Origin of the sequence: Corynebacterium sp. LK2590 (assembly GCF_040946105.1) — a bacterium.
GTDB lineage: Bacteria > Actinomycetota > Actinomycetes > Mycobacteriales > Mycobacteriaceae > Corynebacterium.
The window spans coordinates 241,150-253,417 of sequence record NZ_JAYWMH010000001.1; the positions used below are offsets into that span (position 1 = coordinate 241,150).

The window sequence follows — 12,268 nt, forward strand, 5'->3', positions numbered from 1 at the left end:
TTACCTTTCAGGGAAACGAGTTGAGCTGAGTGCTGTCTTAGCGGGAGAACGGGCCGTACTTGATGAAGTTGTCCAGCGGGCCAACGATCATGCCCAGGGCGGTGCCGATGCCGCCGGCGATCAGCAGGCCGTACAGAGCCTTTGCCCAGTTCGGGACCTCGGAGAAGTCCTTGGAGGAACCGAAGATAGCAACAGCGTTAGCCGGCTTCTCGCCCTCGAGGTTCAGACCGGTGTTGATCTTGGAGGACAGGCTCGGGGTGTAATCCGGCTTGGTTTCGTCCTTCTCAGCACCATCGGTGGTCTTCGGGTCGTGCTGCTCGACGTTGACGTCGTGGTCGCCCTGGTTAACGGTGGTCTCAGCGGTAGCAATGGAGGTGCCGCTGAAGGCTACAGCAACGGCAGTGGCGCCAGCGATGGCTGCTTTGCGAATACGCATATTAATTCCTTAAGAGAGGTCGTAACGTGCAAGGCTTCCCTCGTGGAAACCCATTGTGTTTTGTGACAATTCCAGCAAACTGCCAGATTACACTCGGTCCCCGGACAGTGGCTGGAGCTGGTGTCAAAGACGAATGCTAACGGATATGGTGCGCAAATGCAGCTTGTTCACACTAATTGGGGGAGGAAAAACTATCAGTCTTCTCCAAGCTTAATAAACTTAAATTCAATTAAGGACAACTGTTTCACCCTAAAGTCCCCGCTATGCCGATGCCGGTGTGACTACTGTGACGAGTGGTGAAGTAGTCGCACCGGCGGCCCGGATGAATATTTTGGGAAAATTTAGGAAAAATCTAGCCCCAAAAGTGCGTTCTCGGTGAGCTCCGGCAGAGCCGGGTGGATCCAGTACTGCTTCGTGGCGACCTCACGTACGTCCAAGCCGAAGGCCATCACGGTGATCATCTGCTGGATGAGGGTGGAAGCCTGCGGGCCGTAGTAGTGCGCGCCCAGCAGCTGGCCGGTGGCCTTGTCCGCAATCAGCTTGCAGATACCGGTGTGGTCCTCCATAGCCCAGCCGTAGGCCACATCGCCGTAGTCCTGGACCTTGACGGTCACGTCGTAGCCCTGCTCGCGGGCGGCCTCCTCGGTAAGGCCCACGGTGGCGATCTGCGGGTGGGTGAAGATAGCCGAGGGCACCAGGTCGTGGGGCATCGGGTGCATGTCGTCCGGGTGCAGGATGTTGTGGCGCACGGCCTTGGTCTCCGCGTTGGCGACGTGCTTGAGCATGTACGGCGAGGAGACGTCGCCGAGTGCCCACACTCCGTCTGCGGTGGTGCGGCCGTAGTCGTCGACGGCAATGCGCCCGTCCTCGCGCATCTCGATCCCGGCAGAGTCCAGGTTCATCTGGTCGCCGTTGGGCACGCGGCCGGTGGCGATGAGAATCTCCTCGGCGGTGATGGTCTGGCCGTTGTCCAGCTCCAGCTCCACACCCTCGCCGCCTTCGCGCAGGGCGGTGCCGTTGGCGCCGGTGATGACCTCGAAGCGCTCCTTGGCCTGCTCGTTAAAGCGGGTGGACAGGTCCTTGTCGAGGAAGCGCAGAAGCTCCTCCGAGCGGTTGACGATGGTGACCTGCGTGCCCAGCCCGTCGAAGACGTGGGCAAATTCCATGGCGATGAACCCGCCGCCGACGATAATCAGCGACTTCGGCTGCCGCTCCAGGCGCATGATGTCTTCGTTGGTGCGGTAGCGAACCCCGGAGTTCGCGTAGACCTCGGGGATAAGCGGGCGCGAGCCGGTAGCGATGATGATCTGCTCGCCACTAATCGTCTTGGCCTCCTCGCCCTGGCCGGTGCGAATGGTCTTGGGGCCGACGAAGCTGGCGTGCTGGTCGTAGACAGTAATATTCGGGGTCTCGTCTCCGCGGCGGTAGGCCTCGCCGCCCTCGGCGATCTTATCGATGCGCTGGTGGAAGACGCGGTCCACGATGGAGTCCCAGTCGACGTTGTCCACGTGGGCCTGGATACCCAGCTTGTCGGCCGTGCGGGTGCCGTAGGCGGTATCGGCGGCGTAGACGTACATCTTCGTCGGGATGCAACCGACGTTCATGCAGGTTCCCCCGAAACGGCCGGACTCGACGATGGCGATGGACTTGTCGTCGAATTCCGGGGTAGGGATAGAGTTGCCCGAACCGGCGCCGATGATGATGAGGTCGTAGTGGGCATCGACAGCCGGGGCAGCGGCGGACTGGGTCATGGATTTTCTCCTTATATAAATAGTGGGGAAGTGGGGCCTTGCAGGGCGGGGGCCTCGGGGAACCGGGGGACGGAAAGTCCTCTTAAGTACTAGTGTGCCCGTGCTAGCCAGCGGGAGCTAATCTCAAAGGCCTCGCGGCGCGCGGGCGGCAGCGACAAAAAGACTTCGTGTCGGGCGCCCAGGATCGGACAGACCGTAATGTCTTGGCCCAAGAGGGGAGCCCAGTGGACGGTCTGGGAGACATCGACGACGGCATCGGCCGTGTCCGTCTCCGGCGAATAGGGCTTACCCAGCCGCGAGCGGGTCGAGCACAACACTAGGCCCGGCACGCCGATATCGATGGCCCCTTGGTGGATCTGGTCTTGGCCGGCAATGACCCCGCGCAGCCATCCCAGGTACTTCTTGTGCCCGGACAGCGGCTTCAAGGTGGTGTCGTAGTCCCACTCGCCGTAGCGGGAGGCGTGGATGGAGTCGCCGAAAGCGCTCAAGCCCCCGCCGGGGAAGGCCACCTTGGGGAAGGCCTTGCCGATGGCGTTGATGACCGGCTTGGCGGCCCGCAGGACAGGTCGCGGCACGCCCATGATGTCCAGCCACGGGCTATTGAAGATAGCGGAGGATACTCGCGCGTGTGCGGTGGGCTGGGACGTGCGCAACCGGTCCAACCAGAGCGGCACGATGACCCCCGCCGTCGAGTGCGCGATAGGAGTGACATCGGGGTGCGGGCCGCAGATTTCTTCCAAGGCCGCGTCGAGATCGGCGTAGTATTCCTCCATCGCCGCGGCGTAATGCCAGGTTTGGCCCTCCCGGCGGGAGCGGCCGCATTTGTGTAGATCAATGGCGTAGAAGGCATAGCCGCGGTCGTGGAAATAGCGCGCCACGTGTGCCTGGAAGAAGTAGTCTGTCATCCCGTGTACCCACAAAAGGGCTGGGCGGGTAGTGAACTCTTCGTCCTTTTCGGCCCCCGCAGGGGTAGCGGCGGCGCCGGCCGTAGCTGCCCCATCCGGGCCGGGGTAGTACCGGACGAGGGTGGCGCACAGGTCGCCTTCGCCCAGCGGATCGGGGCCTAATTCGAGGGTGCGGGCGGAAAATCCCGCGCCCAAGCGGTCCGGGTGCCAGTGGTCGGTTTGGTTCACACTCATGCCCCCAACTTTAGGCACAACTGGGCGTCAATCGCGCGATTGGCGGGGCGTCAGTACAAATCGCCGGGCTACCAGCGTAGGGTTGTAGACAACGCGTTTGCCTGGGGCCGCGAAGCCGGTGACCCAGGCACTGCGCTGCGAAAGGATCGGATAGCCCCTTTTGCGAAACTTTGACCACAATCATGTTGAATATGAAGAGGTAAGTAACAAGGTGTCCCCCGCAAAAAACGTCGTCCAAGCCGTTGACGAGGTAGACGTAGCACTCGTCGGCGCCGGCATTATGAGCGCCCCCCTGGGTGCGATGCTCCGCGAGCTTGAGCCCAGCTGGACCCAGATGGTCTTCGAGCGTCTCGACGCTCCGGCCGAGGAGTCCTCCTCCCCGTGGAACAACGCCGGCACCGGTCACTCCGCGCTGTGTGAGCTTAACTACACCCCGGAGAAGAACGGCCGCATTGATGCCTCCAAGGCGATGAACATCAATGAGAAGTTCCAGGTCTCCCGCCAGTTCTGGTCCCACCAGCTCAACAACGGCATCTTGACGGACCCGCGGGAATTCATCAACCAGGTTCCCCACATGTCCTTCGCCCAAGGCGAAATCCAGGTGGACTACCTGCGCCGCCGCTACGAACTTCTCAACAAGAACCACATGTTCCCCGAGATGCAGTTCTCCGCGGATGATTCCGTCTTCGCAGAGAAGCTTCCGCTCATGGCCCAGGGCCGCGACTTCAACTCCCAGAAGGTCGCCATCTCCTGGACCGACGTGGGAACCGACGTCAACTTCGGTGCCCTGACCAAGCAGTTCCTCACCGCCGCCAAGGCCGCCGGCACCGAGGTCCGCTACGGCCAGGAGGTCTACGACCTCAAGCGCGACGGTGGCGTGTGGAAGATCTACTCCAAGAACCGCCACACCGGTGATACCCAGATGACCAAGGCGAAGTTCGTCTTCGTCGGCGCGGGCGGCTACGCCCTCGGCCTGCTGCGCAAGGCCGGCGTCCGCGAGGTTGCCGGCTACGCTGGCTTCCCGGTCTCCGGCCTGTGGCTGCGCGCCACCAACCCGGAGCTCATCCAGCAGCACCAGGCCAAGGTCTACGGCAAGGCTAGCGTCGGCGCCCCGCCGATGTCCGTGCCGCACCTAGACACCCGCGTCATCGACGGGGAGAAGGGCCTGCTGTTCGGCCCGTACGGCGGCTGGACCCCGAAGTTCCTGAAGAAGGGCTCCAACCTGGACCTGTTCAAGTCCATCCGCCCGGACAACATCCCGTCCTACCTGGGCGTGGCCGCCCAGGAGTTCGGCCTGACCAAGTACCTGGTGCAGGAGGTCATGAAGGACTTCGACGACCGCATGAAGTCCCTGCGCGAGTACGTGCCGTCCGCCGACCCGAACGACTGGGAGACCATCGTGGCCGGCCAGCGCGTCCAGGTCATCAAGCCGGCCCCGGCCCCGCGCTTCGGCTCCCTGGAGTTCGGCACCACGCTGATCAACAACCCGGAGGGCAACATCGCCGGCCTGCTCGGCGCTTCCCCGGGCGCTTCCATCGCCCCGGCCGTCATGCTGGAGCTGCTGGAGCGCTGCTTCGGTGAGCACATGATCCAGTGGTCCGAGAAGATCTACGAGATGATCCCGTCCTACGGCGAGAAGCTGACCAAGAACCAGAAGCTCTTCGACGAGATGTGGGAGTTCACCCAGAAGACCCTGAAGCTGGACCAGGCCTAAGCCTGTTAGCTGAAGACGGCTTCTTTTAGCAACAAGCCCCGCCACGGCGCTACGCCGTTCGGCGGGGCTTGGTGTTTCTTCGGGTGGTGAGCTCGGCTGCCCACGGAGTGGGGCCGCGGATGCGGCGGCCCTAGGTCCCGCAGTAGGTCAGGTAGTTCTCCAAGCCACCCGGGTCGGGCTGGGTGAGCAGCTCGCGCTCGTTGTCCGGTAGCGCGTCCACGCCCGCGTCCGGGTCGGACAGGGCGGCCACTAGGCGCTCGGTGGGGGCGAAGTTACCGTCCGCGGCGGCGTCCAGGGCATTTTCCACCGCGCGCGGGCGCGGGATGAAACGCGGGTGGTGCTGGTCGAGGCGCGCGGCATCCGGGCCGGCGGCCAGCCACTCGTCTACCCATTCCGTCTCGCCCAGCGCGTCGGCCAGGCGCCGGGAGGCCGCAGCGTCCCCGCCGGCGGCCGCGGCAAGCTCGCGGTGGCAGGTGCACAGATCCGGTTGGTTTTCGGCGAGCAGCTCGCGCCAGCGCCGCACCAGCGCGTCCGGTGCGTTATCGGAAAGTCCCAGGGTCTCCCGCCGCGTGTAGGCAGTGGCGTAGTCGCCGAAGCGCTCGCCGAAGCTATCGACCTCCTGCTGGGCTACCTCGGTCGCGCGGTTGGCATCCTCGCCCAGGATGGGAAGCAGGGACTCGGCCAGGCGGGTCAGGTTCCAGCCCAGGATGTTGGGCTGGTGCCCGAAGGCATAGCGGCCGAAGCGGTCGATGGAGGAAAAGACCGCGTGCGGGTCGAAGCGCTCGCCGAAAGCGCAGGGGCCGAAGTCGATGCTCTCGCCGGAGATGGTCGTGTTGTCCGTGTTCATCACGCCGTGGATGAAGCCGGTCTCCTGCCAGCGGACGACGGTGGCTATCTGGGCTTCCATGACCGCGCGGTAGAAGTCCCGGTAGGGCTCGGCGGAATCCGCCAGGGCGGGGTAGTGCCGCCGGATGGCGTAGTTCGCCAGCGAGCGGGTGGCCTCCGGGCCGCGCAGCTGCGCGTAGTGGAACGTGCCCACCCGCAGGTGACTGGCCGCCACGCGGACGGAAATGCCGCCGGGCAGGGCGCGCTCCCGGGCCACGGGCCGGCCGGTGGAGATGACCGCCAGGCAGCGCGTGGTGGGGATCCCCATGGCGTGCAGGGCCTCGGAGAAAACGTACTCGCGCAGCATGGCCGGCAGGGTGGCGCGCCCGTCCGCGCCCGGCCGGGAAAACGGCGTCCGGCCCGAGCCCTTGACGTGCAGATCCCGCAGGACCCCGTCCGCGTCGCGGACCTCGCCCAGCAGCAGGGCGCGCCCGTCGCCCATGTGCGGGTTGAACTGCCCGAACTGGAAGCCGGCGTAAGCCATCGCCTGCGGAGGCTGGTCCGCGGGGTTGCCGCGGCCGCACAGGAAGGTAATGCCCTCCGGGCTGGCCAACCACTCCGGGTCGAGGCCGAGACCAACTGCCAGCGGCCGGTTGAGCAGCACCAGGCGCGGGTCGGGCTGCTCTTCGCCCCAGCTAGCGCGCACGAAATCAGGCAGCGCCTGGGCGAAGTCGGCGGTTAGTTCGGTGCCGTTGCCTAGATCAAAGGTCATGGGCCCAGCCTAACGGGATTTAAATATCCACGTGGCCGGCGATCCGCACCGTGGCGCGGCCGCCCACCCAGAGGTCCTCGCCGGTGTCGCGGATCTCCACCCGCCCGGCGCGGCCGCGGCACGTGCCCTGGCTGACCCAGTACTCCGGTCCCACTGCCCCTTGGGAGCGCAGGAACTGGGCAGCCCCGCCGTTGAGCGAGCCGGTCACGGGATCCTCGTGGTCGGGCGTGAACGCCCGGATGACATAGGCCGGGGAATCATCCTTGTCGTCGTCGCTGTGGTCGACGTTTTCGCTGTCCTGTCCAGTCATGCCCACGACGCCCAGCTTGTGCGGGGTGGTGGGGCGGAAGGTATCGATGGCGCGCACGGCGGCGGCATCGGCGAGCTGGACCATGCGCCAGCCCGGGCCGTTGTCCACCCAGGCGTGGGAGATGACCGCGGCCGGGTCCACGCCGATTGCACGACAGCTGTCGGCCAGCTCTTCCTCGCTCAGCGGGCCCTTTTTCTGCAGGGGCGGGGTGGCGAAGAAGAGGGGGCCGTCGCCGGCGGCTTCCTGGCGGATGGGGATAAGGCCCGCGGCACATTCCTGCGTTAGCCGGCCGGGCTGGCGCGGGGTGCCGCCGAAGGCGAGCCAGGCCCGCGCGCTACCCAGGGTGGGGTGTCCGGCGAAGGGAAGCTCGGTGTGCGGGGTGAAAATCCGCACCCGGTAGTCCGCCTCCGGGGTGGTCGGACGCAGCAGGAACGCCGTCTCGGACAGGTTCGTCCAATTGGCTATGGCCTGCATCTGCTGGTCGCTTAGAGCGTCCGCGTCGGCGATGACCGCGAGCGGGTTGCCGCTAAAGGCGGTGGTGGCAAAGACATCGGCTTCGCAATATTCGTGGCGCATGGCGGCGATCTTAGCGCGTCGGCCCGCGCGATCCCGCCTAAGGTAGAGGGCATGAACTTGCCGTTGTTTTCCCGCGTCGAGCCCATCCAGACCATGGTCGACGGCACCATCAAACAGGTCAACCCCTTCTCCGGGACGGAGGTGTGGACGGTGCCCGGCCGGGGCAACCGCCCCTTGGCCACCACCAACGGCACGCCTCACCCCGCCGAAGGGGACGACGATAAGCGCTGCGCCTTCTGTACTGGGCGAAAGCTGGAAACCCCGCCGGAAAAGGCACGGATCCTGGCCGACGGGACCATCGTCCGGCACGCCATGCCCGCGGAACTCGACGCGACGGCACCGTTGTTTAGGCGCGTGCCCAACCTGTTCGAAATCGTCTCCTACGACTACTGGCGCGCCAACTACGGCTACCGCATGGACCCCGCCACCGCCGCCCACCAGGAGGCTTACCTCGCGAACCCGGAGGGCCGCCGCCACGTCGAGGCCATCATCGCGGCGAAGGCCAAAGCCAGCAGGCAGGACCTGCCCCGCGGGGAGGAGGAATTCCAGGCCGCGGCCGCGCCGTTTTTCGGCGGCGGGCACGACGTCATCATCGCCGACCGGCACGTGGACTCCGCCGGCGGGCTATTGTCCTCCGGGCGGCTGACCCCGGACGAGCACCTGCGGATGATGCAGCTGTGCATCGACTCCATGCGGGATCTCTACGAGCACAACCGGTACGTCTCCTACGTGGCCGCGTTCCAGAACTGGTTGGCGCCGGCGGGGGCGTCGTTTGAGCACCTGCACAAGCAGCTGGTGGCCATCGACGACCGCGGCATGGCCTCCCAGCGGGAGGTTCAGCTGCTGCGCTCCCACCCGAACATGTACAACGAGTGGGCGGTGGGATACGCCGCGAAGCACAACCTCGTCATCGCGGAGAACCAGCACGCGGTGCTTTTCGCCGGCTTCGGGCACCGCTACCCGACGCTGGAGGTCTTCTCCAAGTCCGCCATCGGCCGCCCCTGGCGCCAGAGCGCCGAGGAAGTGCGGGCGGTCAGTGACCTGGTCCACGCGGCCCACGCGGCGGTGGGCCCGGCCGTGGCTTGCAACGAGGAATGGCACCACCAGCCCGTCGACGTGGCCGTGCCGCAGCCCTGGCGGATCCTCATCAAGCTGCGCATCTCGACGCTGGCCGGCTTCGAGGGCGGCACCAAGATCTACATCAACACCATCAGCCCGTGGGGCCTGAAAGACAAGGTGCTCGACGCGCTGACTACCGCCCACGCGGAAGGCCGGGTAGCCCCGGATATCCGCCTCGGCGACGAGTGCCGCACCGAGCACAACTGCCTGCGCTACAGCCTGTAAGGAACAGAAGGCGGCGGGCTAGACCACGAGCGTGAGTTCCCCGGCGGGCCGGCCGGTGGTCGCGGGCAGCTCCACCGTGAAGCCGGCACTGCCCAGCAGCTCGGCCACCCCCTCGGCATCGCTGGCGGGCTGCTCAGCGCCGGCGAGCTCGCGCGCGGCCAGGCCCTTGTAGTGCTTGTTGAAGTGGCTGACCACCTTGCGGCTGCCGTCCGGCTGCACGGATTCTACGCGCAGCGTCAGCGCACCGGGCACCGGGCCCAGCTGCTTGTAGGCTCCGGAGCGCAGGTCGATGATGAGCTCGCCGTCTTCCTGCAGAGCGCGCAACTCGTTGGTGATGGCCTTGCCCCAGCGCTTCTTCATCGTGGGCGCGGCCTGCCCGGGCTGGGCGCGCCGGGGCAGCTTGGTCGAGCCCGACAGGCGGTAGTGCGGGATGAAGTCCCCGGCGCGCACGACCCCGAACAGGGCCGAGCCGACCGCCAGGCGCTCGAGCGCGGCAGGCGGCAGGCTGGCCGGCTCCAGGGCGTCGTAGAGCACGCCGGTGTAGCGGTAGAGCGCCGGGGTAGTGGGGGTGGTGAAAAGCTGTTGGTTCGCCTCCGCCGACGCCAGGAGCTTTTCGGAAATGCCCAGCACGCCGAGGGCCTCGCGGGGCTCGAGCGCGCTCAGATCCGCGGCTATGTCCTGCCGGATTTCGTTCAGCGCCGGAAAGGACAGGGAATCCAGATTAAGGGGCGCGCCTTCGCCGCCGGTCGACTTCGTCTCTGAGGGAGGGAGGATCATGAACATAGCTTTAGGGTAGCGGGGTATATTTGTGACATGATTACTCGCCTGTCTGAGCTGTTTTTACGTACCCTCCGCGAAGATCCTGCGGATGCGGAAGTCCCTAGCCACAAGCTGCTGGTCCGCGCGGGCTACGTGCGCCGAACCGCGCCGGGCATCTACACGTGGTTGCCGCTGGGGTTGCGGGCGCTGCGCAAGATCGAAGACGTCGTGCGCCAGGAAATGAACGCCATCGGCGGCCAGGAAGTGCTCTTCCCGGCGCTGCTGCCGCGCGAGCCCTACGAGGACACCAGCCGGTGGACCGAGTACGGCGACAACCTCTTCCGCCTGAAGGACCGCAAGGGCGCGGACATGCTGCTCGGGCCGACGCACGAGGAGATGTTCACCACCGCGGTCAAGGACATGTACTCGTCCTACAAGGATTTCCCGGTGACCTTGTACCAGATCCAGACCAAGTACCGCGACGAGGAGCGCCCCCGCGCGGGCGTGCTCCGCGGGCGTGAGTTCACCATGAAGGATTCCTATTCCTTCGACATGTCCGACGAGGGCCTGGAGGACAGCTACCAGCGCCACCGCCGCGCCTACCAGAACATCTTCAACCGCCTGGAGATCGATTACGCCATCTGCCAGGCCACCTCGGGCGCGATGGGCGGGTCGGCCTCGGAAGAATTCCTGGCCGTGTCCCCGGTGGGCGAGGACACCTTCGTCCGCGCCACCGACGGCGACTACGCCGCCAACGTCGAGGCCGTGGTCACCCAGGCCCCGGCCGAGCGCGATTTCTCCGGCGCTCCGGCCGCTGAAATCCACGAGACCCCGGAGGCCGGCACCATCGAGGCCCTGGTGGACTGGGCCCGCGAGGCGGGCATCGAGGTCGACGGCCGGGCCGTCGAGGCCGCCGACACCCTCAAGTGCATGGTCATCAAGACCCGCCAGCCGGGCGGGGACTGGGAGCTGGCCGGCGTGCTCATCCCGGGCGATCGCCAGCTGGATGAGAAGCGCCTGGAGGCCAGCCTCGAGCCGGCCGAGTTCGAGCTGGCCGAGGAGGCCGACTTCGCCCGCCACGACTTCCTGGTCAAGGGCTACGTCGGGCCGAAGTCGCTCAACGACAACGGCGTGCGCGTGCTCGCCGACCCGCGCGTGGTCAACGGCACCTCCTGGATCACCGGCGCGGACGCGCCGCAGCGCCACACCGTCGGCCTGGTGGCCGGCCGCGACTTTAACGTCGACGAATTCGTCGAGGCCGCCGAAATCCGCGAAGGCGATCCGGCGCCGGAAGGCCAGGGCACCCTGCGCCTGGAGCGCGGCATCGAGCTGGGCCACATCTTCCAGCTGGGCCGCAAGTACACCGAGGCCTTCAACGTGTCCATCCTCGACGAAAACGGCAAGCGCGCCACGCCCACCATGGGCTCCTACGGCATCGGCATTACCCGCATGCTGGCCGTGCTGGCGGAGCAGCGCCACGACGACAAGGGCCTGAACTGGCCGGTGGAGGTCGCGCCCTACCAGGTGCACGTGGTCGTCGCGAACAAGGACCAGGCCGCCATGGCCGCCGGCGATGAGCTGGTCGGCAAGCTCGACCAGCGCGGCATCGAGGTCCTCTTCGACGACCGCCCCAAGGTCTCCCCGGGCGTGAAGTTCAAGGACGCCGAGCTACTGGGCATGCCGTTTATCGCCATCCTCGGCCGCTCTTTCGCCGACGGCATCATCGAGCTGCGCGTGCGCGGCGGCGAGACCCTCGAGGTCCCGGTTGATGAGATTGTCGACACCCTGGTGGAGCGGGTGCGTGGCAATGAATAGGGCACAGGTTTTCGCCGCGGCCCTGGGCGGCATGGGAGTGCTGCACTTCGCCGCGCGCGACGCATTCGAGTCCATCGTCCCGCCGCAGCTGCCCGGCCACCCGCGGCTGTACAACTACGCCTCGGGGCTGTGGGAGCTAGCCACCGCCGGCCTGCTGCGGCGCAAGGACACCCGCCGGGCGGGCGCGGCCAGCGCGTACGCCTTGCTGCTGGCGGTGTGGCCGGCCAACTTCTACCACGCATGGAAAGAGCGCTCCGGCTCGGTGCCGAAGCGCTGCTATCACGTGGTGCGCTTGCCGCTGCAGATTCCCATGCTGCAGCTGGCGCGCCGTATCTATCAGGCGAACTAGCCCAGCGGGCCGCCGCAGTTCGGCCAGGCGCCCGGGCCCTGGGTGGCCAGGACGTTTTCCGCCACGGCGATCTGCTGTTCCGGGGTGGCCTGGTCGGCCTGCGGGGCGTACTGCTGGCCGCCGTGTGCCGCCCAGGTCTGGGCGTTGAACTGCAGGCCGCCGTAGTAGCCGTTGCCGGTGTTGATCGACCAGTCGCCGCCGGACTCGCAGGCGGCTACCTGCTGCCAGGCGTCGGCGCTAGCGGCGCCCGCGGTCGGGGCGGCGAGGCCGGCGACACCGATCGCGGTAGCGGCTGCGGCGGACAGGAAAGACTTCCGGGAAAACATAAACTCCTAAAAATAGGCTGCAAGGTCTGTCTGGTTGCATGAGCTACCGAGCCCGTCGGCAACCAACGACCGTCCAACTTAGGATCGTCCCCCGCGGCCATGCAATGAAAACCTCCGCAAAAACCGATAACGGTTTTCTGGCCGCCCGTTCA

General features: G+C 66.4%; 11 protein-coding genes. 4 read left to right on the plus strand and 7 right to left on the minus strand.

Going from position 1 to position 12,268, the window contains the following annotated elements:
- Window positions 1–37 precede the first annotated feature (37 nt).
- From VVR85_RS01105 to VVR85_RS01115, 3 genes are all read right to left on the minus strand, one after another.
- Window positions 38–436, minus strand: coding sequence for a hypothetical protein (locus tag VVR85_RS01105; protein WP_368519128.1), 399 nt, complete (start codon window positions 434–436; stop codon window positions 38–40).
- 341 nt (window positions 437–777) lie between these two features.
- Window positions 778–2,187: a mycothione reductase gene (gene mtr / locus VVR85_RS01110; RefSeq protein WP_368519129.1), complete on the minus strand. Its 1,410-nt coding sequence runs from the start codon at window positions 2,185–2,187 to the stop codon at window positions 778–780.
- Between the two features lie 89 nt (window positions 2,188–2,276).
- Window positions 2,277–3,326 carry an alpha/beta hydrolase gene (locus tag VVR85_RS01115; RefSeq protein ID WP_368519130.1) on the minus strand — a complete coding sequence of 350 codons (1,050 nt, stop codon included), beginning with the start codon at window positions 3,324–3,326 and terminating at the stop codon, window positions 2,277–2,279.
- A gap of 211 nt (window positions 3,327–3,537) precedes the next feature.
- On the opposite strand from VVR85_RS01115, the gene mqo reads away from it, so the two are divergent.
- Window positions 3,538–5,040, plus strand: a complete 1,503-nt coding sequence (mqo, locus tag VVR85_RS01120; protein ID WP_368519131.1) for a malate dehydrogenase (quinone) — start codon at window positions 3,538–3,540, stop codon at window positions 5,038–5,040.
- 130 nt (window positions 5,041–5,170) lie between these two features.
- On the opposite strand, the gene VVR85_RS01125 is transcribed toward mqo, so the two are convergent.
- Together VVR85_RS01125 and VVR85_RS01130 are read right to left on the minus strand one after the other, a co-directional pair.
- A complete protein-coding gene (locus VVR85_RS01125) occupies window positions 5,171–6,637 on the minus strand; it encodes a protein adenylyltransferase SelO family protein (RefSeq protein WP_368519132.1) in 1,467 nt (488 codons plus the stop codon).
- Window positions 6,638–6,656: 19 nt separating this feature from the next.
- On the minus strand, window positions 6,657–7,523 hold the full coding sequence (locus tag VVR85_RS01130; protein WP_368519133.1) for a PhzF family phenazine biosynthesis protein: 867 nt from the start codon (window positions 7,521–7,523) through the stop codon (window positions 6,657–6,659).
- A 51-nt stretch (window positions 7,524–7,574) separates the two neighbouring features.
- Here VVR85_RS01130 and VVR85_RS01135 point away from each other — a divergent pair, with 51 nt between their 5' ends.
- Window positions 7,575–8,867 (plus strand): DUF4921 family protein, encoded by a 1,293-nt coding sequence (locus VVR85_RS01135; RefSeq protein ID WP_368519134.1) that lies wholly within the window; start codon window positions 7,575–7,577, stop codon window positions 8,865–8,867.
- Between the two features lie 18 nt (window positions 8,868–8,885).
- Here the strand turns inward: VVR85_RS01135 and yaaA are convergent, their stop codons facing one another.
- The gene (gene yaaA / locus VVR85_RS01140) at window positions 8,886–9,650 is read right to left on the minus strand and encodes a peroxide stress protein YaaA (protein ID WP_368519135.1); all 765 of its coding nucleotides are present in this window, start codon (window positions 9,648–9,650) and stop codon (window positions 8,886–8,888) included.
- A 30-nt stretch (window positions 9,651–9,680) separates the two neighbouring features.
- On the opposite strand from yaaA, the gene VVR85_RS01145 reads away from it, so the two are divergent.
- The gene (locus VVR85_RS01145) at window positions 9,681–11,441 is read left to right on the plus strand and encodes a proline--tRNA ligase (RefSeq protein WP_368519136.1); all 1,761 of its coding nucleotides are present in this window, start codon (window positions 9,681–9,683) and stop codon (window positions 11,439–11,441) included.
- Window positions 11,434–11,790 (plus strand): hypothetical protein, encoded by a 357-nt coding sequence (locus VVR85_RS01150; protein ID WP_368519137.1) that lies wholly within the window; start codon window positions 11,434–11,436, stop codon window positions 11,788–11,790. Before VVR85_RS01145 ends, VVR85_RS01150 begins: the two co-directional genes overlap by 8 nt.
- Here the strand turns inward: VVR85_RS01150 and VVR85_RS01155 are convergent.
- Window positions 11,787–12,116 (minus strand): transglycosylase family protein, encoded by a 330-nt coding sequence (locus VVR85_RS01155; protein ID WP_368519138.1) that lies wholly within the window; start codon window positions 12,114–12,116, stop codon window positions 11,787–11,789. The two genes, VVR85_RS01150 and VVR85_RS01155, sit on opposite strands and share 4 nt — an antisense overlap.
- Window positions 12,117–12,268: the final 152 nt, after the last annotated feature.

Bases quoted from the DNA above. Each gene is read 5' to 3' on its own strand.
- VVR85_RS01125 (WP_368519132.1), bottom strand. From the start codon at position 6,637: ATGACCTTTGATCTAGGCAACGGCACCGAACTAACCGCCGACTTCGCC.
- VVR85_RS01145 (WP_368519136.1), top strand. From the start codon at position 9,681: ATGATTACTCGCCTGTCTGAGCTGTTTTTACGTACCCTCCGCGAAGAT.
- yaaA (WP_368519135.1), bottom strand. From the start codon at position 9,650: ATGTTCATGATCCTCCCTCCCTCAGAGACGAAGTCGACCGGCGGCGAA.
- VVR85_RS01150 (WP_368519137.1), top strand. From the start codon at position 11,434: ATGAATAGGGCACAGGTTTTCGCCGCGGCCCTGGGCGGCATGGGAGTG.
- mtr (WP_368519129.1), bottom strand. From the start codon at position 2,187: ATGACCCAGTCCGCCGCTGCCCCGGCTGTCGATGCCCACTACGACCTC.
- VVR85_RS01155 (WP_368519138.1), bottom strand. From the start codon at position 12,116: ATGTTTTCCCGGAAGTCTTTCCTGTCCGCCGCAGCCGCTACCGCGATC.
- VVR85_RS01115 (WP_368519130.1), bottom strand. From the start codon at position 3,326: ATGAGTGTGAACCAAACCGACCACTGGCACCCGGACCGCTTGGGCGCG.
- VVR85_RS01105 (WP_368519128.1), bottom strand. From the start codon at position 436: ATGCGTATTCGCAAAGCAGCCATCGCTGGCGCCACTGCCGTTGCTGTA.
- VVR85_RS01130 (WP_368519133.1), bottom strand. From the start codon at position 7,523: ATGCGCCACGAATATTGCGAAGCCGATGTCTTTGCCACCACCGCCTTT.
- VVR85_RS01135 (WP_368519134.1), top strand. From the start codon at position 7,575: ATGAACTTGCCGTTGTTTTCCCGCGTCGAGCCCATCCAGACCATGGTC.